The organism is Symbiobacterium sp., from assembly GCF_040797425.1.
Classification (GTDB): Bacteria; Bacillota; Sulfobacillia; order Symbiobacteriales; family Symbiobacteriaceae; genus Symbiobacterium.
In genome coordinates, this window is the sequence record NZ_JBFNEH010000027.1 from 1 (window position 1) to 21,070 (window position 21,070).

Here is a 21,070-nt window from a genome sequence, read left to right on the forward strand (position 1 = left end):
TTTCGGGTGAGCCGGTTGCCCTCCCCCGGCCAGTCGCCGCGCTCCGCCGCGTCACCGAGCCGCACCCGTCGCCCAACACCAGCAACGGCGAACAGGCCTCGTGGGGCGGCAACCCCCATCCCTGTCCGCCACTGGCATCGCCAACCATGAACCGTTTGGTTATCAACGGTGCTGCGCCCTAAGCTGCACAGTCCAGCCGAACGCCGCTTGCGCAGACCGCGGGCGGGACGACGCATCCCGCACCGGGCAGGGAGCCTTTACTGCGCCCGCAGGATCGGCACCAGCCGACCCGAACCACGCCGGCGGGCGGAGGCACCGCACGGCAGATGCAACCACAGCCCGCATGCCCACGACCTGCACACGGAACGCGCCGGCAGGGAACATCCCCAGCCCGCGCCGCGTGCGTCCGGGGGGGGTACGACCTGTTGATTCCGCCTGCATGGCCGGTGGTCAAACACCAGTTGACTCCGCCTGCATGGCCGGTGGTGGACCACCTGTTGACTGCACCTGCGTGGCCGGTAGCAAACCACCTGCTGACTCTGCTAGCGTCGCCCGCCTAGCGCACTCTGCCGACTTACTCGATCACGAGCGGGAAGCGAGCGGTGAGGGCGTGCACCTCCGCCTTGATCCGATCCAGTTCCGCCTCGTCGTCCCGGTGGGTGATCGCCCGGTCGATCAGGTCGGCGATCTGGCGCATCTCGGCCTCCTTCATCCCCCGGGTGGTTATGGCCGGGGTCCCGATGCGGATGCCGCTGGTCACCATCGGCTTCTCCGGGTCGTTGGGAATGGCGTTCTTGTTGACGGTGATCGAGACCCGGTCCAGCAGCTTCTCGGCGTCCCGGCCCGTGATGCCCTTGGGCCGCAGGTCCACCACCATCAGGTGGTTGACCGAGCCGCCGGTGACGAGGCGGTAGCCCCGCTCGACCAGCGCTTCCGCCAGCACCTTGGCGTTCTTCACCACCTGGCCGCAGTACTCCTTATAGGCCGGGTCGGAGAGTTGCTTGAAGGCCACGGCCTTGGCCGCGATGATGTGCATCAGGGGGCCGCCCTGGATGCCCGGGAAGACCGCCTTGTCGATCTCCTTGGCGAACTCCTTCTTGCACAGGATCGCCCCGCCGCGGGGGCCGCGCAGGGTCTTGTGAGTCGTGGTGGTGACGACGTGCGCATGCTCCACCGGGTTCGGGTAGTAGCCCGTGGCCGCGAGACCCGCGAAGTGGGCCATGTCGACCATGAGGATGGCGCCGACCTCGTCGGCAATCTCCCGGAACCGCTTGAAGTCCAGCACCCGCGGGTAGGCCGAGTACCCGGCGACGATCAGCTTCGGCCGGTGCCGGCGGGCCAGCTCCGCCACGGTGTCCATGTTCACCCGCTCGGTCTCCGGGTCCAGGCCGTAGGGGATGAAGTTGTACGTCTTCCCGCTGAAGTTTACCGGGGAGCCGTGGGTCAGGTGTCCCCCCTGGGAGAGGTCCATGCCCAGCACCGTGTCGCCGGGCTGCAGGAATGCGAAGTAGACCGCCGTGTTGGCGTTGGCCCCCGAGTGGGGCTGCACGTTTGCGTGCTCCGCTCCGAACGCGGCCTTCAGCCGCTCCCGCGCGATGTTCTCCACCACGTCCACATACTCACAGCCGCCGTAGTAGCGCCTTCCCGGGTAGCCCTCGGCGTACTTGTTGGTGAGCACGCTGCCCGCGGCCTCCAGCACCGCCGTCGGCACGAAGTTCTCCGAGGCGATGAGCTCGATGTGGCTCTGCTGCCGTTCCAGCTCCTGCTGGATGGCCGCGTAGACCTCCGGGTCATACCGCTTCAACGCTTCCATGTCACGTGCCGCCCCCTGCCGCTATTTTTTCAGGTTCCAATTATCACATCCGTACTTCGTTTCGACAAGCTCCTGTGCGTCTTTTTCCTCCGCCGGCGTGAGACTTCCCGGCGTGAGGGTGAGACCCAGGGCCCGCGCGAAGCCGACCGTGAGGGCGTCCCGGACCTCGGCGTAGCCCACCTGCCGGCCCAGGGCGGCGCGCAGCGTGGTGGACTTGCTCCGGAACCGCTCCATCAGCCGCTCCGCCGGCGCGCCCTCGGGCAGGCGCATCAACCGGAAGAGCAGCTCCACGTCCACGTCCAGCAGGATGGACCCGTGCTGGAGGATCACCCCGTCCCGGCGGGTCTGGGCCGAGCCGGCCACCTTGCGGCCGCCCACCTGCAGCTCGTAGGCCGACGACGAGTCGAAGCAGGCGGTGTGGAACCCGCCCGGGTCCGCCCGGCGGGGGTCCTGCTCGCCCCCGGCCAGTTCAGCCGCCACGCCCAGCTCCCGCAGGCCAGCCAGGAGCCCTTGCGAGATCTCCCGGTAAGTCTCGATCACGCCGCCGGGCAGCAGGTCCTCGCGGATCACCACGGAATACGTGATCTCCATGTGGTGGAAGATCAGCCGACCGCCGGTGGGACGGCGCACGTAGCCGTAGCCGCCGGCCCGGACCGCCTCCAGGTCGACCTCCTTCGTCATGGACTGGAAGTAGCCGATGGAGACCGCCGGGGGCGACCAGCCATAAAAACGCAGGGTCGGGGGCACCTCACCCCGGCCATGGGCCCGGGCGATCGCCTCGTCGATGGCCATGTTCTCCGGACCCGGGCGGTGCCCGGTGTCCAGCAGGCGCCAGTGCGTCTCTCTCACTGCCATACCATCGTGACTCTCGCTTCTCAGTAATGATCAGGGTGGGGTGTGCCCTGCGGCACCCCCACCCCAATTCCCTCAGCCTTGCTGCGCCGAACGGCACCGGTGCGGCCGCCCGGCCGTCGGCGCCTAGCCCTGCTGCGCCCGGTAGCGCAGGTTCGGCCGGCGGGCCGCCAGCGCCTCGTCGAGCCGCCCCACGGGGGTGTTGTGCGGGGCCGACTTGACCAGCTCCGGATTGGTCCGGGCCTCGTCGTGGATGCGGATCATCGCCTGGATGAACCGGTCCAGGGTAGCCTTGCTCTCGGTCTCCGTGGGCTCGATCATCAGGGCTTCCTCCACGATCAGCGGGAAGTAGATCGTGGGCGGGTGGATACCCTCGTCCAGCAGCCGCTTGGCCACATCCAGCGTCTTCACGCCGGTCTCGTGCTTCAGGGTACGGGCCGCCAGCACGCACTCGTGCATGCAGTAGCGGTCCACGAACACGTCGTAGTACTTCTTCAGGTGTGCCATCACGTAGTTGGCGTTGAGCACCGCGTACTCCGACACTTCCTTCAGCGCCGGGCCGTGGGTCAGGACGTACGCGTAGGCCCGCACGATCACGCCGAAGTTGCCCCAGAAACCGTGGATCTTGCCGATGGACTGCGGCCGGTCCCAGTCGAGGACATACCGGTCGCCCCGCTTCTCCACCACCGGCACCGGCAGGAAGGGCACCAGGTGGGACTTCACGCCCACCGGCCCGCTGCCCGGGCCGCCACCGCCGTGCGGCGTCGAGAAGGTCTTGTGCAGGTTCAGGTGCACAACGTCGAACCCCATGTCGCCGGGCCGGGCATAGCCCATGATGGCGTTCAGGTTGGCGCCGTCGTAGTAGCAGAGCCCGCCCGCCTGATGGACGATCTCGGTGATCTCCTTCACGTGCGGGTCGAACAGCCCCAGCGTGGACGGGTTGGTCATCATCAGGGCGGCCGTCCTGGGGCCGACCGTCTGCCGCAGCGCTTCCAGGTCGATGGAGCCGTCGGGCAGCGACTTCACCGGCACCACCCGGTAGCCCGCCATCGCCGCAGTGGCCGGGTTCGTGCCGTGGGCCGAATCGGGCACGATCACCTCGCTCCGCCCGGTGTCGCCGCGCGACTCGTGATAGGCCCGAATCAGAAGGATGCCGGTGAGCTCACCGTGCGCGCCGGCCGCCGGCTGGAAGGTCATCCGGTCCATGCCGGTGACTTCGCAGAGCCACCCCTCCAGGGTGTGGAGGAGCTTCAGGTTGCCCTGCACCGTCTCCTCCGGCTGCAGCGGGTGCGTGAGGGCGAATCCCGGGATGCGGGCCGCCTCCTCGTTCACCTTCGGGTTGTACTTCATGGTGCAGGAGCCCAGGGGGTAGAAGTCCACGTCGACCCCGTGGTTCATCCGGCTCAGCTGCGTGAAGTGGCGGATGACCTCCACCTCGGAGAGCTCCGGGAGGTTCGCCGGCTCCTTCCGCAGCAGGTCGGCCGGAATCGCCTCGGTGAGTTCCACCGCCGGCACGTCGGGGGCCGGGAAGGTGACCGCCCGCTTGCCGGGGGCCGACTGTTCAAAGAGCAGCGGCACAAGGCCCATGCTACTTCACCTCCCTGAGCGCAGCCACGAGGCGGTCAATCTCTACCCGCGTCCGCTTCTCGGTCACCGCGAACGTGAGCGCCGCGGCTGCACGGCCACCGTCCGCGCCGGCGTCGCCCTCGAGCAGTTCCGGGTACGCCGCACCGACGTCGACGCCGCCCAGGATCTTGTGCTCCAGGAGCTTCCGGCTGACCTCCGCCGCCGGGGCGGGCGCCAGCACCGCGAACTCCTTGAAGAAGGGGGCGTTGCCTGCCAGGCGCCACCCGGGCAGGGACGCGATCTCCCGCGCCGCGTAGTGCGCCTTCTGCAGCGACAGGTTGGCGACCTCCCGGAGTCCTTCCTTGCCCACCAGCGCCAGGTAGACCGTGGCGGCCAGGGCGATCAGCGCCTGGTTGGTGCAGATGTTGGACGTCGCCTTTTCCCGGCGGATGTGCTGCTCCCGGGCCTGCAGGGTAAGCACGAAGCCCCGCTGACCGCGCGTGTCCACGGTAGCGCCGGCGATGCGCCCGGGCATCTTGCGGGCGAAGCGCTCGCGCGTGGCCATGATGCCCAGGTAGGGCCCGCCGAAGGAAAGCGGAACGCCCAGCCCCTGCCCCTCGGCCACCACGATGTCCGCACCGTAGTTGCCCGGGGCCTCCAGGACCCCCAGGGAGATGGGGTCGACGGCCACTACGAAGAGGCCGTTCCTGGCATGGACCAGCGCCTCAATCTGCCGCACCTGCTCCAGGTAGCCCAGGAAGTTGGGCGTCTGCAGCAGCAGTCCGCCCACCTCGTCCGTCATGAGGGCCTCGAGCCGGTTCAGGTCGAGGGTCACACCCTCCAGCGGCACCTCGATCAGCTCCACGCCGAGACCGTGCATGTAGGTGGCCACCACCCGGCGATAGTGCGGGTGGACGGAGCGGGCTACCAGCAGCTTCGACCGGCCGGTCTGGCTCACCACCATGCCAGCCGCCTCGGCCAGGGCCGAGGCGCCGTCGTACATGGAGGCGTTGGAGAGATCCATGCCGGTCAGTTCGCACATCAGGGACTGGTACTCGTAGATGGCCTGCAGCACGCCCTGGGAGATCTCAGGCTGGTAGGGCGTGTAGGCCGTGAGGAACTCGCCCCGGCGCAGGACGGCGTCCACCGCAGCGGGCACATAGTGGTCATAAGCCCCGCCGCCGAGGAAGCACGCGTACTCGGCGGTGTTCGCGTTCTCGGCCGCCAGTTCCCGCAGGTGGGCCATGAGCTCCATCTCGGTCAGCGCCGGAGGCAGGTTGAGCGGCCGCTTCAGCCGCACCTCTGCCGGGATGTTGGCCGCGAAGAGCTCCTCCGTGGAGCTTACGCCAATATCCCGCAGCATGGCCTCCTTCTCGGCCTGCGTGATCGGAATGTAGCGCATTTAGCCCTCCTTGGTGAACTCCTCGTACGCCGCCGCGTCCAGCAGGTTGTCCAGTTCCGCCGGGTCGGCGATCTCGATCTTCAGAATCCAGCCCTCGCCATACGGATCCTGGTTGATCAGCTCAGGCGAACCGTCCAGGGCCTTGTTGACCTCGACGACCTTGCCGCTGACCGGGATGTACAGGTCGGAGACGGTCTTCACGCTCTCCACCACGCCGAACTGCTCGTTCTGCTTGAGCTCGCGGCCCACCTCGGGCAGCTCGACGAAGACCACGTCGCCCAGCTGGTCCTGGGCGAACCAGGTGATGCCCACGACGCCGATGTTGCCCTCAACCCTGATCCACTCGTGCTCCCTGGTGTACTTCAGATTCGCAGGAACCCTCTCGTTCGCCATCCCGGCACTTCCTCCTTAGCGCGTTATTCTCCCACGTGCGGCCTAGCGCTTGTGCGGGGAGCGGTAGAAGGGGGTCTCTACGACCCGCGCCTTCAGCGGCCGGCCGCGGATGATAACCTCCACCTCGGTGCCCACGTTGCTGTACGCGACGGGGACGTAGGCGAGGCCGATGTTCTTCTCCAGGGTAGGCGAGAAGCTGCCGGTGGTCACCTCGCCGACGATCTCGCCGCCCACGGCCACGGGATACCCCTGCCGCGGGATGCCCCGGTCGATCATCTCGATGCCCACCAGCTTGCGTGCCAGGCCCTGTTCCTTCAGCTTCGCCAGGGCCTCCCGCCCGATGAAGTCGACGCCCTTCTTCAGCTTTACGGCGAAGCCGAGGCCGGCCTCCAGCGGGTTGTGCTGATCGCTGATCTCGTGGCCGTAGAGGGGCAGTTTCGCCTCGAACCGGAGGGTGTCCCGGGCGCCGAGGCCGCACGGCAGGAGCCCCTCCTCCTCGCCCGCCTCCAGGAGGGTCTCCCAGAGGGCGGCCGCATCCTCAGCCTTCACATAGATTTCGAACCCGTCCTCGCCCGTGTAGCCGGTGCGGGAGATCACCAGCGTTTGCACGCCGGCCACCGTGACGCCCGTCTTCAGGGTGAAGGGCTCCATCTGCGCGAGCGCCACGCCCTGGGCCAGCGGCTGCAGGATCTCCTCGGCCTTCGGCCCCTGCAGGGCCAACAGGGCGATCTCGTCCGACCGGTTGCTGAGCTCCACGTTGTGGAGCCCCGCCCGCTGCCGGGCGACATTGATCCACTCCCAGTCCTTCTGCGTGTTGCCGGCGTTCACCACCAGCCAGTAGCGGTTCTCGCCCAGCCGGTAGACCAGGATGTCGTCCACCACGTTGCCGTTCTCGTAGCACATCAGCGAGTACTGGACCTGGCCCACCGCCAGCTTTGCCGCGTTGTTGGTGGTCACCAGCTGGATCAGGTCCAGCGCCTGGGGACCCGATACCTCGAACTCGCCCATGTGTGAGACGTCAAAGAGGCCGGCCGCCTGCCGCACGGTCCGGTGCTCCTCGATCACGCTGCTGTACTGCACCGGCATCTCCCAGCCGCCGAAGGGGACCATGCGCGCGCCGAGCTTCAGGTGATACTCGTACAGGGGGGTTCGCTTGAGGGATTCGTCCACCACCACACCTCGCTTCCGCCATGCGTAGTCTTTCCAGCCGGCTGGCGCCGGTACTCCGCCGCCGGCAAGGCAAAACGGGGACGGGCCCGCCACCCGGGCCCCTGCCCGCTGTGTGCCCCGTCCCCGGCGGTTCCAGAAAGGGATTGTCCGGCAACAGTATTCCCTACCGGGCCCCAAATCTCCTCCTACCCCGAGGTCGTCAACCGGTCGCCGGGACGGGTCTCCCCTGCCGCCCCGGCCGGCAGCTCCAGCACCGCCCGGGCCCCCGCTACCCGCGGGCTGATCCGCCACGGCGGGAAGTGCGGGAGAACGCGCAGGACCCGCCCTTCCGGGTCCAGGAAGAGCAGGTCCAGGGGGAAGCGCATGAAGTGGGTGTGCACCTGAGAGCAGGGCTCCAGCCAGAGCCCCTGGCCGGGCTCCAAGTGCGGGCGGAACATGAGGCCAAGAAGGCGCAGATGGAAGGTATCAGCCCGGCGAATGCGGTCGCCGAGGACAATGCCAAGCGAAAGGTTGCGGACGATCATCGCACTCTACCCCGACGTAGCCAGCACACCTGTGTGCTGGGAAGTCCGACGAAGGCGCCACGGTAACCCAAAGACAAGCGTGAGGTGCATGGGGGTGTAACGCCACAGAGATACCATAATCGACTACATGGTTGTGTGTAAACCCCAACTCGCCACAATAATGTCGTGTTCCCTGAGCGGTTGCAACCTCCCGCCCGCCAACTGGGACAGACCCGGTCTCGACCGCGAAAAGAACACCTCCACGTTCAGGCGCAGGCAAAGGCGAGGTGAACTCACATGCGCAAGTACGTTTTCGCTGTAGTTCTTGCTGTATCCGTTGTTGTAGTCGGAGGGGGCATGTTGAACGCCCAGACGCCATCGACATACCACAAGCTGACCAGCCTGGATCGAGCCGCCCGGGCTTCGAAGGAATCCGGTACGGAGATCACGCTTGGTGAGCCCGTACTGCCCGGCAACCTCGACAAGGCCGATTCGTCCTTCAAGAAGCTTTCCGAACTGCCCCAGCACACACCTGCGTCGGCCTTAAGAGAGGGCGCCGTGCGCCTGGAAGAAAAGCGCGTCTCCTATGCACAGATCGTAGACGAACTGCAGGAGGCAAACCCTCAGTTTCATCCGGATAGGCAGATCTGGGCGGTTACAACCTACTTCCCAAACGGGGTGGAAACCCGTAGGGGCAAGATTGAGAACGCCATCGTCAGCGAGTACTGGGACGCAGAGACCGGGGAGTTCCTCTTTTTCCATGTCAGGCAGAAGCCGTAGTTCCTTGCTGCTGACACGCTTCCGGAACGGGGGCTCTCGCCACATCGGGTGGGAGCCCTCTTCCCGCAGTTCGCCGATCCCCTCCTCCGATGGGGTCCACGCCCCCTGGGATGTCCGATCGGTCATCTCGAAGTCCCCCCGGTCCGATTCGGCGTCGGACCGGGCCATGGTGATATAGCCCGCAGGGACGAAGCGCCGCTCCCCCCGTCCCTCCTGCAGCCAGAACCGCGTTCTGGCCGCGACCGGTGATCCAAAGGGTGGTATCATGGGCGCAGGCAGATGCTTCGCCGCGCCTTGCGCCGAAGGCCCTCGGCAGCAGCCGCCTGCCTGGAGACGCCTGAGTGCTCAGCGCACGCTTTGGCACAGAAACGGAGGACTCACCGATGCACCGCCTTCCCCCCCGCATCGTCCAACTGATCCGGTACGCCGTGGTGGGCACAGGCAACACCCTGCTCAACTTTGCGACCTTTGCCCTGCTGGCTCCCCGGATGCGCGGCACGCGCGGGCTGGTGCTGGCCAACACCGTGGCCTTCGCGGTGGCACTGCTGCACGGCTACTACTGGAACAGCCGGTGGACGTTCCACCGGCCGGGTTCTCTCCTGCGGTTTCTGGCGGTCTGCACGGTCGGCCTCTCGATCGACAGCACGGTGCTGGCCTTCCTGAGCAGCCACGGCATCCCGTCCATTCTGGCCAAGGTCGTCTCCGGGACCGCCTGTGCGCTCTGGAACTACCTGGCCACGAGCAGGCTGGTCTTCCGACCCGCCAGCGCCGGTCCGGCGGTGCGACGGATCCCCATCCTTCACCCCAGCCCGCTGGCGGCAGGGGGACTCTACGCCCTGAAACAACGCATCACCAGCAGTCTGACGGGAGCGCCGAACCACCTCACCGGGAACGAGCAGACTTTCACAGAGCACGGCAGGCGCGAGGAGCAATGAGGGCCGGGCACCCTGCGTGCCCGGCCCGTTCGCGTCCCTGACCCCCGGTCTTCCGCACCGGGCGCCGCTGCCGGACCCGGCTCAGTCGCTGCCAACCCCCGCCGCACTCAGCGGGTCAGGCACCTCCCGCGCCAGCAGCAGCACCTGCGGTACCCCGGTGACGGGATGGCGCACGACCCTCACCCGGCTGCCGTAGACGGCCTGGATGTTCGCCTCGGTGAGCACCTCCCCCGGCGGGCCGTCGGCCCAGCCGCGCCCGTCCTTCAGCATCACCACCCGGTCGGCGTAGAGCGCCGCCAGATTCAGATCGTGCAGGATCGCCAGCACCGTCAGGCCCCGGGTGCGGTTGAGCCGCCTCACCAGGCCGAGCAGGTCCACCTGTTGGGCGATGTCCAGGTGCGCCGTGGGCTCGTCGAGGATCAGCAGCTGCGGCTCCTGCGCCAGGGCTCTGGCCACCATCACCCGCTGCCGCTCGCCGCCCGAGAGCGCCGTGATCCGACGCCCGGCCAGCGGCGCCGTGCCGGTGAGACGCAGGGCCTCGTCCACCGCCTCCCGGTCGCGCGGCCCCTCGCCCCGCAGCGGGCGAATGTGGGGCGTCCGCCCCAGCGCCACCACCTCCGCGACGGTGAAGTCAAAGCCCACCGCCGTCTCCTGGGCCACCACCGCCACCTTGCGGGCCACCTCCCGCGGCCGCAGCCGGCGGAGGTCGCACCCGTCGAGGAGAACCCGGCCGGACTCCGGCGCCAGCGCCCCGATGACGGTGCGCACCAGGGTGGACTTGCCGCTGCCGTTGGGACCCACCACCGCCAGGAACTCCCCGCGCGCGACGGCGAGGTCCAGCCCCCGCAGCACGGGAGTCCCGCCGTAGCCCACAGTGAGCGACTCCACTCGCAGCATCGTCACGTCCACCTCCTCACCCCCGGGGCAGGAGTTCTCGCCGCAGGAGGAACAGGAAGAAGGGCCCGCCCGTGAGCGACATCACCAGCCCCACCGGCAGCTCGCTGAACCAGGGCAGCGACCGCGCCAGCGTGTCGGCGGCCACCAGCACCACCGCCCCGGTCACCGCCGAGACGGGCATCAGCCACCGGTGGTCCGGCCCCACGATGAGCCGCACCAGGTGCGGCACGATGAGGCCCACGAAGCTGATGATCCCGCAGAAGGCCACCGCCGCGGCGGTAAGCAGCGACCCTGCGCCCAGAACCCGGCGCTTCAGCCGCTCCACGTCGACGCCCATCGAAAGGGCCGCCTCCTCGCCCAGCAGGAAGGCGTTCAGCTCCCGACCCTGCAGGAGCAGCAGGCCCAGGCCGGCGGCGAGATAGGGCAGGAGCCACCCCACCTTCCACCAGTTGGCCCCCGAGAGTCCGCCCATGAGCCAGAAGACGATGGCGTCGCGGGCCTGCGAGCTGGTGAGGTACATGATCAGCGAGACCAGCGACGAGGCGACGGAACTCACCACCATGCCGGCGAGCAGGAGGCTCACCGTGGAGGTCTGCCGGCCCGCCGAGGCGAGGCGGAACACCAGCAGTACCGCGGCGATCCCGCCGCAGAAGGCACAGAGCGGCACCGGCCCCAGGGCCCAGCGCCCGGGCAGCAGCGGCACGCCGTCCAGAAAGGCGATGGCCGCCGCCGCCCCCAGCGACGCCCCCGCCGAGGCGCCGACCACCGACGGGTCCGCCAGGGGATTCCGGAAGAGGCCCTGGTATGCCGCCCCTGCCACGCTCAGACCCATGCCCACCAGGGCGCCCATGGCCACTCGGGGCAGCCGCACGTCCCAGAGAATCGCCTCCCACGTCCGGGGCCAGTCCGGCGCAAAGCCGGCCCCCAGCCGGTTCAGCAGGATTTTCACCACGTCGGCAGGCGGGATGCGCACCGAGCCCACCGCCCCCGCCACCACCACGGCCACCGCCAGAGCGGCCGCGGCCAGCGCCAGGGCCCGCCGGCCCCTCGCTTCCCGGCCCATCATTCTCCGAACAGGCCGGGATGGAGCGTCTCGGCGAACCAGCGCAGCCCTTCAATGAGCCGGGGCCCGGGCCGCACGACGATGTCCTCGTCCGGCAGGCCGATCACCCGCCCCTCCCGCACCGCCGTGATGGACTCCCAGCCCTTGCGTGCGAGGGCCTCCTCGGCCATCGCGGGCGAGCTGGTGACGATGATGTCGGGGTTCGCCGCGACCAGCTGCTCCACGGAGTACGGCGCCCAGGGGCTCTCCGCATCTGCCGCGGCGTTGATGCCGCCGGCGATGCGGATCATGTCGTCGATGAAGGAGCCGGGGCCGGCCGTGTAGAGCGGGTCAGGGGAGACCTGGTAGAAGACCCGCGGCCGGTAGGAAATGGGAAGTACCTTGGTCGAGATCGCATCCGCCTCGGCCTTGATCTCGGCCACCATCGCCTCCGCGGCGGCCCGGGCGTTCAGCGCGGTACCCAGGGCAACCGCTTCCTCGTACAGCTCCTCGAAGGTGGCCGGGTCGACGACGAAGGTGGTGAGGCCGTACTCCTGCTCCAGCCGCTCCCGGACCTCCAGCGAGCCGCCCAGCATCAGCACCAGGTCCGGCTCGGTGGAGAGGATGCGCTCATAGTCGGGCGGGAAGAGGCTGCCCACGGACGGGACATCCAGCGCCGCATCCGGATAGTCGCACCAGTCGGTGCGGCCCACCAGCCGGTCGCCCCGGCCGATGGCGAAGACCAGTTCCGTGATGGATGGCCCCAGGGAGAGGATGCGCTGGGGCTCCGCCTGGATCGTGACCTCCCGCCCATCGCCGTCGACCAGGGTGACGGGGTAGACGGTCTCCTCGCCGGCGCCGATTCCGGCGGCCTGCTGTCCGGAACCAAGCTCCGCCGCTTCCTGCCCGGAGCCGGTCCCTGCGGCCTGCTGCCCGGAGCCCTGCTCAGCCCCCTGCCGTTCGGCACCCTGCTGCTGGGCTCCCTGTCCGCCGCACCCGGCCAGGAGGGCGGTGATGAACAGGGTCAGGATCAAGAGCGATCCGACTGTACGCTTCATGACTAGGTTTTACCTCCGCACTGTTTCTGCTGTGGCGAACCGGAACACCCACGGAAACGAAAGACCCCTGGCTTCAGCCAGGGGGCATCCCGCGACATAACGGTGGCAGAACCACGCGACACGTCTCCCCCTTTCACCCGAAGGCTGGCGACGTAGCAGCGGCAGGCAGGTTTCCTGACTTCGGATCACCGCTGCCCCCCGCCTTCCCAGCCTCTCGGCCAGTGGCACACGATGGGGGGCAACTCCCCGTCACAGTGGCGGGACCGTGCCGGACTTCCACCGGCTTCCCTTTTACCTCCCGGCCCGCAGGCCGGGAGCACCTGTCGCTGTTGCCCTATTCGGTTGCTTTCAGTATAGACTATGGGCACCCCCGTGGCAAGCGTGCCGTCGCTCGCCCGCCGGGCCGGCGCGCGCAAGCCCCCACCCGCACCGACAGGCGGGTGGGGGCTGCACGACGGCCCGAGGCCGCCCTAGATCCGATCCCCGTAGCGCGCCTTCAGCGCCTCGTTGTGCTCGTCCGCACCGTCCACGTTGGCGCTGATGTAGACCGGCGGCGTCTGGCCGGCAGCGACGAGGTGGCCGACGATCTCCGCCGTGATGCCCTGGGCGATCAGCGCACCCGTGATCGAGGAGATCGCGCAGACCTTGATCGGCTGCCCCTCCACCTCCAGCAGGGCGTCGCCCATGGGCCCGCAGTTGTCAATGACCACGTCGGCGAACTCGTAGAGCTTCTTGCCGCTGGGATGGCGGGAGGTCACCGCTGTGGTGTGGGCCATCGAGGTGACGACGACCAGCTTGTGGCCGCGCCGCTTCACCTCCGCCGCCATCTCCACGGTGGACCCGTTGCGCCCCGAGTTGGAGACGATGATGAACGCATCTTCGGGCCGGATGTCGTACTGGGCCAGGATCTGGTGGGCAATCTTCGGTTCCCGCTCCAGGTACGGGTTCTTCCGTTCCTCCACCGGGTAGACCCCGTTGAGGAAGAGGATGTCTTCCTCGATGGCGTGGGCGGGAACCAGCCCGCCGGCCCGCCCCGCCATCTCCATGGCGAAGGCCTTGGAGTGCCCGGTGCCGAACACCTGGATGACCCCGCCCTTCAGGATGGCCTCGGCCAGGATCTCCCCGGCCTTCTTGATCTGCGGCAGCTGGGTCGCCTTCAGCCGCGCGATCGCCTCGTCCGCCGCCTTGTAGAACACTTCTGCGCTGATCGTCATGCCGCTTCCCCTTTCTACGCACGTGCCGCAACATATTCGGGGTTCAGTGCTGGCGGCGGGTCGCCGGGACGGCGCACCACCCGGCCCTCCACCACCGTCCAGCGCACCTGCCAGTCCGGGCCCACGGCCACCAGGTCGGCGTCCTTGCCCGGGGCCAGGCTGCCCTTACGGTCCGAGATCCCGATCACGCGCGCCGGGTTGAGGGCCGCCATCCGCACCACCTGCTCCCACGGCACCCCCAGCTTCTCTACCAGGTTCCTCAGGCCGTGGAGCATCAGCTTGGTGGAACCCGCGATGGTGCCGTCCGCAAGCCGCGAGAAGCCCTCCTCGTCGATGTAGAGGTCCCGGCCCCAGAGCCGATAGTGACCCGGGCTCAGCCCCGCCGCGGGGATGGCGTCGGAGATCAGGCACAGCCGCTCGTACCCCACCGCCCTGAGCAGCAGCTTCACGCAGGCCGGATGGACGTGCAGCAGGTCGCCGATGAACTCGCAGGTCACCCGCTCGTCGGTCAGGTAGGCCCCCAGCGCGCCGGGCTCCCGGTGGTGCAGGCCGCGCATCGCGTTATACGTATGCGTGGCCAGGCGCACGCCGGCGTCGATCCCCGCCAACGTCTCCTCGTACGTCGCATCCGTATGGGCACCGGCCACCGTGACCCCGTTCCGGGCGAGGTAGCGGATCAGGTCCAGGGCGCCGGGAAGCTCCGGTGCCAGCGAGATGCGCCGCACCGTGCCGCCGCCCGCGGCCAGAAGCCGCTCCGCCTCGCTCACCGACGGCGTCCGCAGGTTCTCGAGGTGCATCGCGCCGGGCCGCCTGGGGCTCAGGTACGGTCCCTCCAGGTGCAGGCCCAGGATGGCGGCGCCATCGTACGCCACCCCCGTCGCCGCGCGCACGCGCCCGGCCAGGGACTCCAGGTCCGCCAGCGGATAGGCTGAGGCGCTCGGCAGGAAGCCCGTCACGCCGAAGGCGGCGAGGTAGCGCCCCAGGGCCTGCAGCCCCTCCACCCCGGCGGGCTCGACGGGCCAGCCGCCCGCCCCGTGGATGTGGAGGTCGATCATGCCCGGGATCAGGTGGCAATCCGGCAGGTCCACACGCTCCACGCCCTCGAGGCTGGCCGGGACCGGCCCCGCCCCGACCGCGGCGATCCGGCCGCCATCCACCAGCACGTAGCCGTCCACCAGGCCGCGCTCAGCATGGATGCGCGGGCACGTGAAGAGCATCATCCGCCCGTCACCTCCGCATGCAGTTCATCCAGCAGCTCCAGGGCCACCTCGACCAGCCGCTCGCCGGAGCCGGGTGCGCTGGGTGCGGAGAGCGCCTCGTACCCGCCCCGGTTGAAGGCATCCCGGTCCGGCAGGTAGCCGCAATAGCCGTTGCCATAGCCCGCCACCAGCGTCGCCGCGAAGGGTGAGCGGGCCTGAATCGCACGCCCCAGGGCAGAGAAGGGCTCGCCCGCCATGCTCACCAGGGCCACGTCGCCGATGGCCAGCGCCTGCACCTCGCAGTCCAGCGCGGCGGGCACCCCCTGGGTGGCGTAGCGCAGCGTGATCTCGGCGCCCTGAAGCGCCGTCTGCGCCACCCGAATCTCGGCGTGTGGTGCCCCTGCGGCCTCCAGTTCCGCCAGGCGCGCCCGGGCCGCTTCCACCTGGCGGGCGGCCTCCGCCGGCGGGGGAACAGGCCGGGGCTCCAGCCGCACCACGCGGCTGCGCACCCCCAGGCGGCGAACCGGGCCGCTCGGTACCAGCCGCCCCAGCGCAGAGAGCGCCGCACCGGCCAGCAGCCGCCCATGCCGCTCCACCTCGGCGAAGGACTGCTCCCGCCGGGTGAAGCGGGCGCTCACGTCGCCGGCGCACCCCTGGGCGAAGCCGACCCACGCGCCGCCGCCCAGGGCCCGCTGCAGCGCCGCCACGGCGGCCCCGGGCCAGTCGGCGGTGATCAGCAGGTTCTCCGGCCCCATCACCGTCGGGTGGCAGCCGTAGTTGAGCAGCACCGCCTTCGGCCGCCCCTCCTCCAAAAAGGCGAGCAACCGCAGCGTCGGGTCGAAGGGCAGGTCAGGATCCGTGCGGTTCTTGCCCAACCCCGCCACCGGCTCCACCGCCCACGCCGGCTCCACCGGCGCCAGGCGGCGCGTCGCCTGCAGCAGGCTGCCGGCCAGTTGGAGCGGCAGCCACGCCATGTACTCGGGCGGCGCCGGGATGCCGCTGGCCGGCGAGGGCGAAGGCCCGGAGTGCGTGTGAGAGGCGAGCAGCATCACCCGCTCCGGCGGAATGCCGGTGAGGGCGGCCACGCGGGCCCGCACGTCCTCCACCAGCGGCCGTTCCAGGTGCAGGATGTCGCAGGTGATAATCCCCAAGCGCTGACCTTCAGCCTCCAGAACCAGGGAACGAACGAAAAGGGGGTCGTGAACCCCCTCGGCCGGCCCGGTGCGGGCCGCGTATCCCCCCAAGCCGCACGGGATGGGCGGCGTGATGAGATCGCAGTGGTGCCCGGCTCGCATGAGCCCGACCTCCCCTTTACAGCCCCTTCTTCGCGAGAAGGTCAATGAAGTTGTTCTTCGGGTCGCTGGGCATCATGCGCCCGGTGAGCTGATAGCCCCGGCTCACGATCTCCCGGTAGATCGCGGCGTCCTCCGGGGTGACGGCGCAGGTCCGGGTGACCATCACGAACTTGGTGCCGGGGATTGGCGCCTGGTTGCCCACGTTGATCTCCTGGGGCTTCAGGCCGCCGTCCAGGAGCGCCTTGGCGTCAGACGGGAACTTGGCGATGATGAAAATGCGCTCCTTCTCCGCCTCGGGCGAGGCGCAGTAGGCCAGCGTGTCGGCCACCGACAGCACCGAGGTCTTCACACCCCGTGCGGCGGCGGGCAGCATCATCTTCTGGATGGGATCCTGGGCCACCTTGTCGTTGCACACGATCATGTGATCTGCAGCCAGATGGCTCGCCCAGGTGACCGTGACCTGACCATGGATCAGGCGGTTGTCGATCCGCATATGGACCACGGGCATACGTATCTCTCCTCCCCAGTATGGATCTCGTCACTCCCGGCCGAGCATGGCGGCCAGGCGCACCGCACCGGATGCCCCGGCCTCGACGGCCGTCGCCGCCAGCTGCGCCAGGTCCTGGATCTCCCGCATGGCCAGCACCTCAAGCAGCATGGGCAGGTTGGCTCCGCAGACCACGTCGACGCCGGGCCGCAGGAGGTACGCGGACGTGTTGGCCGGACTGCCGCCGAACAGGTCGGCGAGGATCAGGACCCCCTGACCCTGGTCCACGCTGGCCACCGCGCGCTCCATCTTCTCCCGGAACTCGTCCATCTCCTGCGCAGGCTCCAGTTCCAGGACGGCGACGGCCGGCTGCGGCCCTGCGATCATCTCCGCTGCCTGCAGGAGCCCCGTGGCCAGCGGACCGTGGCTGATGAGGACGATACCGATCACCCACCTCTCCCCCCTTTCCAGCGCGGGGCGGGGGCAACCGCCCCCGCCCCTCCGCTTCACTGCGTTACAGGATGCCGAGGTAGCTGCACACGAACGCCAGAACGGTGAGCCACAGCAGGACCTTGATCGGCGACTGCTTCCGGCCCTTCAGCAGCCAGTAAGCGAAGGCGACGATGAGCAGCGGGATCATGTAGGGCAGGATCGCGTCGAGGGCGGGCTGCAGCTCGATAACCTTCTCGGCCATCTCGCCTTCCACGGTGACCTGCTTCACGAACTTGATCGGGGTCGTCACCTTCGCCATGATGGACGGGACGAAGCCGCCCACCACGATCAGGCCCATGATCGTCGCGCCTTCGGTGATCTTGTCCAGCGCGCCGCCGGCCACGGTGGTGACCAGGTTCACGCCCTGGTTATAGCCCCAGTAGAACTGCGGGAACTTCAGGGCGAACCAGCACAGGCCGAAGATGAACATGATCAGCGGGCCGGCCATGCTGCCTTCCATCGCCAGCGAGGCGGCCAGGACGGCCACCATCGGCCGGAGCAGGATCGCCTGAATCGTGTCGCCGATGCCGGCGAACGGGCCCATCAGGGCGACCTTCAGGCTGTCGCCCACCTCGCCCTGCCCCTTCTCCTCGAGGGCGCAGGTGGCCCCGAAGATGATGGGGGAGCCGACCGCCGGGTTGGTGTTGTAGAACACCATGTGGCGCTGCATGTTGGCGATGAGCTCTTCCTTGGTCTTGGACACCCGCTGCAGAATCGGCAGGATCGACCACATGTAGCCCAGCGCCTGCATGCGCTCGTAGTTCCAGGACCACTGCAGGGTCAGGTTGTGCCGCCAGGCGGCCTTCCGCAGGTCCGCCTTGGTCACAGGGCCGTACTCCGGCAGGATCTCGCTCTTCTCAACCTGCTCGTTAGCCATTCGCGCGCACCTCCTTCAGGTTGATGTAGAGGACGCCGATGGCCACAGCGGCCAGGGCGATGCCGATCATCGGCACGTTCAGGTAGGCGAAGAGGACGTAGCCGATGAGTGCGAACGGCCAGTACTTCTTCAGCGGCATCATGGTCAGCAGCAGGGCGAAGCCCAGGGCCGGCAGGATCGCGCCGGTCACCTTGATGGCCTGCATGAGCTTCTCAGGCATGCCGTTGATGGCGGCCTGCACGGGGCCGGCGCCCAGCCAGACGGCCAGGAAGACCGGGATGAAGCGGGTGAGGCCCCACGGCAGCTGGCCGAGCAGGTGCCACCAGGTGACGGCCTTCACGTCGCCCCGGGCGACGGCGCGGTCGGCACCGTGGATGAACAGCGTCGTGGTGGCACGGCCGAGCACATCCAGCTGCGTCATGAGGAGCGCAGCCGGCACGGCAATGGCCAGACCGCCCTCCAGGCCGACACCAGGCAGGGCGCCGAAGGCCGTGCCCAGGATCGCGCCGGTCATGAAGTCAGGGATTGTTGCACCACCATAAGTCCACATCCCCAGCGACATCAGGGTGAGGGTCGCACCAATCGTCAGGCCCAGCTTTACATCTCCCACGATCAGACCAGTGACTGCACCCACAATCAGCGACTCGTGCCAGAAGCAGCTGGCGCCCAGGTTCATGACAACGGCCACATACGCGATGAGCGCCAGAAGCAGGGCAGTTCCGATGCCATACGACAACGCCATACACCTCCGAACCGAGTTTGGTCAGATCTGCGTTTCGGGTGCCGGGCGGATGCCGCCATCCCCTCCTTTCCCTGGCTCTGCCCGGCCGCTGCCTGAACTGTGGTGCAACGGGGCCGGAAAACGGCCCCGTAAACTGGTCCCACTCCTACCCTAGAGTCGTGGTCTATACCATGTTTGGTTAGGTACTTCACTATCCCGCGCTGGAAATTCCTCCTCGAATACGCTAATTCTCCAAATACTATCCCAACGGATCATCCAGTCTGCCACCAGGGTGCCAAGGTAGCTAGTGGCAGTTGACCGGAGCACACATTATGTGACCTTGAACTGCAGACGGGCATAGGATGCAGTGTACCGGTACGCCCAAAGGAGGTCGCGACGGCTTGAAGGACCACGACTTCGTGATTCAGACCCCCGTGGTGGTCAACTCCAACACCGCGCAGGTGCTGGTGGTTTCCGAGATCCCGCTCACGCCTCCCGCCTTCAAGATCGACGAGATCCACAAGCTCATCGAGATCGATGACTGCGCCGCCGTCTGCGACAAGGTGATCATCAACGGCCGGCTCATCAAAAACATCACGTATAAGACCGCCAAGAGCTGGGACCACAAAGGCGGCCTCAACCGGGTCTGCGGCGACGTGCGCCACTGCACCGTGGAGATCCCGTTCCACCTGTTCATCGACATCCCCGGCAGCCGCGACGGCGACATGTGCGAGATCGAGGACGCGATTGTCGCGGGCGAGTTCGACAAGCTCACCGACCGCAACCACGACGGCACCTTCTCCAAGCTGCTGGAGAAGTCGGTGATCAAGGTCCGGGCCAAGGTGGTGCGGCGGAAGTGGCTGAAGGTGAACGCGCACGACGTCACGCCCAGACGGCTCCGCTGCCCGGACGAGTCGGAAGTCCAGACCGTGCCCGGGCTCGACATCCCCGAAGAGGAGCACGAGAAGGCCTTCGGCGCCGGAAAGGAATGGTGATGAAAAGCGGGCGAGGGGTTCGTCCCTCGCCCTCCTATACTATTTGAACTCGAGTTGTGAGATGCCCATCTGTGCCATCATGAGGCTGTCGCCCAGCGCCTTGCCCTCGTAGGGATGCAGGGTAATGGCGATGCGAACGCGCTGGACCCCTTCCAGCGGGATCTCAAACGGCACCGCGTCCGACTTGGTGGTCAGGTCCGGACTGGTGTAGATCACCCGGTTCAGTTCGTTCAGCACGACCATCCGGCCCACCCGGCGCTCGCCCTCCTGCCCGAAGTAGTGCATGGGCACGAAGAGCCTGCCCGTCATGCGGGTCACCCCGGGCGGCAGGTCGTAGTCGGTCCAGACCTGGCCGGTTACGCCCCGCTTCTCCTCCGCGTTGCCTCCGGGGGCCACAAGCGAGACCAGCACCGCCTCGGGCATCTCGGCGCCCTGGAGGCTCAGGACCCGCTCCTTGAAGTACCGGACGCTGAAGCTGCCGTCGGCCTGCGTGGTCAGGTTCGCCCAGACCTCGGGCAGTTCGCCCGGAAGCGCGCCCACGTAGACCGTGCCGGTCTCGTTCTCCCACTCCACCGGCCGGCCCAGGGCCTCTGCGAGGAAGCGCAGCGGCACGTACACCCTCCCCTCGTAGATGAAGCCTTCCTCCCCTTTCTTCGGCGACCGTTCCACACCGTCCAACACGTACCGCAGCGGCCGGAAGTACACCGTGATCTGCTGCCCCACCGCTGCGGCCCCGGCCACCGCACCGCCGAAGAGCAGGGCGGCGGCAACGAAGCCGGCGGCGAAACCCCACAGGAACCGCTTTTGCATGGGTATGAACGACCCCCTCCCGATCCGAATTCCGTTACAGGAATTCGTGCGGAAGGGGGCGTTTCCTGTCCGGTTCCGGCCCGTCAGGAGCCGTCAAGCACCCGCACCTCGCCCACGCTCACCTGCGCGCCGGCGCCGGCATACGCGGAGACCTTCACGCGGGAGTCGCCGCCGTGGCGGCCATACGCGCCGGCCCGGGGCGGTTCGGCCAGGCTTCCCGGCAGCCGCGCCTCCAGCCGGCGCACCCGCTCCTCCAGCGCGCCCAGTCGCTCCTCCAGGGCGGCCAGCCGCTCTGCGCGCCTGCCTTCCTGATCTCGCTTCCCCTCGTGTGGAGCCGGTCGCCCGCCCCGCCCGTCCCCGTGTGACTCAGGCTGTTCCGAATGCCACAGCGGACGCCGCTCCGGCCTGTCCGAGCGCCAGTGGCGGTCGTCCGGCCGCCGTCCCGGGTGCACCCGCAGCCGGGCGGAGGAGTCGAACCGCCCCTGCACGTCGGGGCGGAAGACGAACATGTCGCCGTGCGTGACATACATGGCACGCCCACCTCGCCTGCACCAGCCTATTCGCGGCGA

22 protein-coding genes and 1 riboswitch are annotated in these 21,070 nt (G+C 68.4%); of the genes, 3 read left to right on the forward strand and 19 right to left on the reverse strand.

Annotation, left to right across the window (positions count from 1 at the left end):
• Positions 1-574: 574 nt before the first annotated feature.
• From glyA to AB2385_RS09840, 7 genes are all read right to left on the reverse strand, one after another.
• Positions 575-1,813: a serine hydroxymethyltransferase gene (glyA, locus tag AB2385_RS09810; RefSeq protein WP_367654796.1), complete on the reverse strand. Its 1,239-nt coding sequence runs from the start codon at positions 1,811-1,813 to the stop codon at positions 575-577.
• A 21-nt stretch (positions 1,814-1,834) separates the two neighbouring features.
• Positions 1,835-2,668 carry a biotin/lipoate A/B protein ligase family protein gene (locus AB2385_RS09815; RefSeq protein WP_367654797.1) on the reverse strand — a complete coding sequence of 278 codons (834 nt, stop codon included), beginning with the start codon at positions 2,666-2,668 and terminating at the stop codon, positions 1,835-1,837.
• A 123-nt stretch (positions 2,669-2,791) separates the two neighbouring features.
• Complete coding sequence (gene gcvPB, locus AB2385_RS09820) at positions 2,792-4,252, reverse strand: aminomethyl-transferring glycine dehydrogenase subunit GcvPB (RefSeq protein WP_367654798.1); 1,461 nt, start codon at positions 4,250-4,252, stop codon at positions 2,792-2,794.
• Position 4,253: 1 nt separating this feature from the next.
• A complete protein-coding gene (gene gcvPA, locus AB2385_RS09825; RefSeq protein WP_367654799.1) occupies positions 4,254-5,633 on the reverse strand; it encodes an aminomethyl-transferring glycine dehydrogenase subunit GcvPA in 1,380 nt (459 codons plus the stop codon).
• A complete protein-coding gene (gene gcvH / locus AB2385_RS09830; protein ID WP_367654800.1) occupies positions 5,634-6,026 on the reverse strand; it encodes a glycine cleavage system protein GcvH in 393 nt (130 codons plus the stop codon).
• A gap of 42 nt (positions 6,027-6,068) precedes the next feature.
• Positions 6,069-7,196: a glycine cleavage system aminomethyltransferase GcvT gene (gcvT, locus tag AB2385_RS09835; RefSeq protein ID WP_367654801.1), complete on the reverse strand. Its 1,128-nt coding sequence runs from the start codon at positions 7,194-7,196 to the stop codon at positions 6,069-6,071.
• 185 nt (positions 7,197-7,381) lie between these two features.
• The gene (locus AB2385_RS09840) at positions 7,382-7,720 is read right to left on the reverse strand and encodes a DUF192 domain-containing protein (RefSeq protein WP_367654802.1); all 339 of its coding nucleotides are present in this window, start codon (positions 7,718-7,720) and stop codon (positions 7,382-7,384) included.
• A gap of 276 nt (positions 7,721-7,996) precedes the next feature.
• Here AB2385_RS09840 and AB2385_RS09845 point away from each other — a divergent pair, with 276 nt between their 5' ends.
• The gene (locus AB2385_RS09845; RefSeq protein ID WP_367654803.1) at positions 7,997-8,479 is read left to right on the forward strand and encodes a hypothetical protein; all 483 of its coding nucleotides are present in this window, start codon (positions 7,997-7,999) and stop codon (positions 8,477-8,479) included.
• A 383-nt stretch (positions 8,480-8,862) separates the two neighbouring features.
• Positions 8,863-9,414, forward strand: coding sequence for a GtrA family protein (locus AB2385_RS09850; RefSeq protein ID WP_367654804.1), 552 nt, complete (start codon positions 8,863-8,865; stop codon positions 9,412-9,414).
• Between the two features lie 81 nt (positions 9,415-9,495).
• On the opposite strand, the gene AB2385_RS09855 is transcribed toward AB2385_RS09850, so the two are convergent.
• The 10 genes from AB2385_RS09855 to AB2385_RS09900 form a co-directional block, all read right to left on the reverse strand.
• On the reverse strand, positions 9,496-10,311 hold the full coding sequence (locus AB2385_RS09855) for a heme ABC transporter ATP-binding protein (protein ID WP_367654805.1): 816 nt from the start codon (positions 10,309-10,311) through the stop codon (positions 9,496-9,498).
• A 16-nt stretch (positions 10,312-10,327) separates the two neighbouring features.
• Positions 10,328-11,377, reverse strand: coding sequence for a FecCD family ABC transporter permease (locus tag AB2385_RS09860; protein ID WP_367654806.1), 1,050 nt, complete (start codon positions 11,375-11,377; stop codon positions 10,328-10,330).
• The gene (locus AB2385_RS09865; protein ID WP_367654807.1) at positions 11,374-12,411 is read right to left on the reverse strand and encodes an ABC transporter substrate-binding protein; all 1,038 of its coding nucleotides are present in this window, start codon (positions 12,409-12,411) and stop codon (positions 11,374-11,376) included. The genes AB2385_RS09860 and AB2385_RS09865 overlap by 4 nt, the downstream gene beginning before the upstream one ends.
• Before the next feature lie 146 nt (positions 12,412-12,557).
• A riboswitch (cobalamin riboswitch) is annotated at positions 12,558-12,750 on the reverse strand.
• A gap of 131 nt (positions 12,751-12,881) precedes the next feature.
• Positions 12,882-13,625, reverse strand: coding sequence for a sugar isomerase domain-containing protein (locus AB2385_RS09870; RefSeq protein WP_367654808.1), 744 nt, complete (start codon positions 13,623-13,625; stop codon positions 12,882-12,884).
• A 14-nt stretch (positions 13,626-13,639) separates the two neighbouring features.
• The gene (gene nagA, locus AB2385_RS09875) at positions 13,640-14,845 is read right to left on the reverse strand and encodes an N-acetylglucosamine-6-phosphate deacetylase (protein WP_367654809.1); all 1,206 of its coding nucleotides are present in this window, start codon (positions 14,843-14,845) and stop codon (positions 13,640-13,642) included.
• The gene (locus tag AB2385_RS09880) at positions 14,842-16,119 is read right to left on the reverse strand and encodes a hypothetical protein (protein WP_367654810.1); all 1,278 of its coding nucleotides are present in this window, start codon (positions 16,117-16,119) and stop codon (positions 14,842-14,844) included. The genes nagA and AB2385_RS09880 overlap by 4 nt, the downstream gene beginning before the upstream one ends.
• Before the next feature lie 16 nt (positions 16,120-16,135).
• A complete protein-coding gene (locus AB2385_RS09885) occupies positions 16,136-16,627 on the reverse strand; it encodes a PTS system mannose/fructose/N-acetylgalactosamine-transporter subunit IIB (RefSeq protein WP_367654811.1) in 492 nt (163 codons plus the stop codon).
• A 30-nt stretch (positions 16,628-16,657) separates the two neighbouring features.
• Complete coding sequence (locus AB2385_RS09890; protein WP_367654812.1) at positions 16,658-17,056, reverse strand: PTS sugar transporter subunit IIA; 399 nt, start codon at positions 17,054-17,056, stop codon at positions 16,658-16,660.
• 64 nt (positions 17,057-17,120) lie between these two features.
• Positions 17,121-17,975 carry a PTS system mannose/fructose/sorbose family transporter subunit IID gene (locus tag AB2385_RS09895; RefSeq protein ID WP_367654813.1) on the reverse strand — a complete coding sequence of 285 codons (855 nt, stop codon included), beginning with the start codon at positions 17,973-17,975 and terminating at the stop codon, positions 17,121-17,123.
• The gene (locus AB2385_RS09900) at positions 17,968-18,711 is read right to left on the reverse strand and encodes a PTS mannose/fructose/sorbose/N-acetylgalactosamine transporter subunit IIC (protein WP_367654814.1); all 744 of its coding nucleotides are present in this window, start codon (positions 18,709-18,711) and stop codon (positions 17,968-17,970) included. The genes AB2385_RS09895 and AB2385_RS09900 overlap by 8 nt, the downstream gene beginning before the upstream one ends.
• Positions 18,712-19,097: 386 nt before the next feature.
• On the opposite strand from AB2385_RS09900, the gene AB2385_RS09905 reads away from it, so the two are divergent.
• Positions 19,098-19,691, forward strand: a complete 594-nt coding sequence (locus tag AB2385_RS09905; protein WP_367654815.1) for a DUF3794 domain-containing protein — start codon at positions 19,098-19,100, stop codon at positions 19,689-19,691.
• A 39-nt stretch (positions 19,692-19,730) separates the two neighbouring features.
• On the opposite strand, the gene AB2385_RS09910 is transcribed toward AB2385_RS09905, so the two are convergent.
• Positions 19,731-20,501 carry a stalk domain-containing protein gene (locus AB2385_RS09910; RefSeq protein WP_367654816.1) on the reverse strand — a complete coding sequence of 257 codons (771 nt, stop codon included), beginning with the start codon at positions 20,499-20,501 and terminating at the stop codon, positions 19,731-19,733.
• Between the two features lie 83 nt (positions 20,502-20,584).
• The gene (locus AB2385_RS09915; protein WP_367654817.1) at positions 20,585-21,031 is read right to left on the reverse strand and encodes a hypothetical protein; all 447 of its coding nucleotides are present in this window, start codon (positions 21,029-21,031) and stop codon (positions 20,585-20,587) included.
• Positions 21,032-21,070 lie beyond the last annotated feature (39 nt).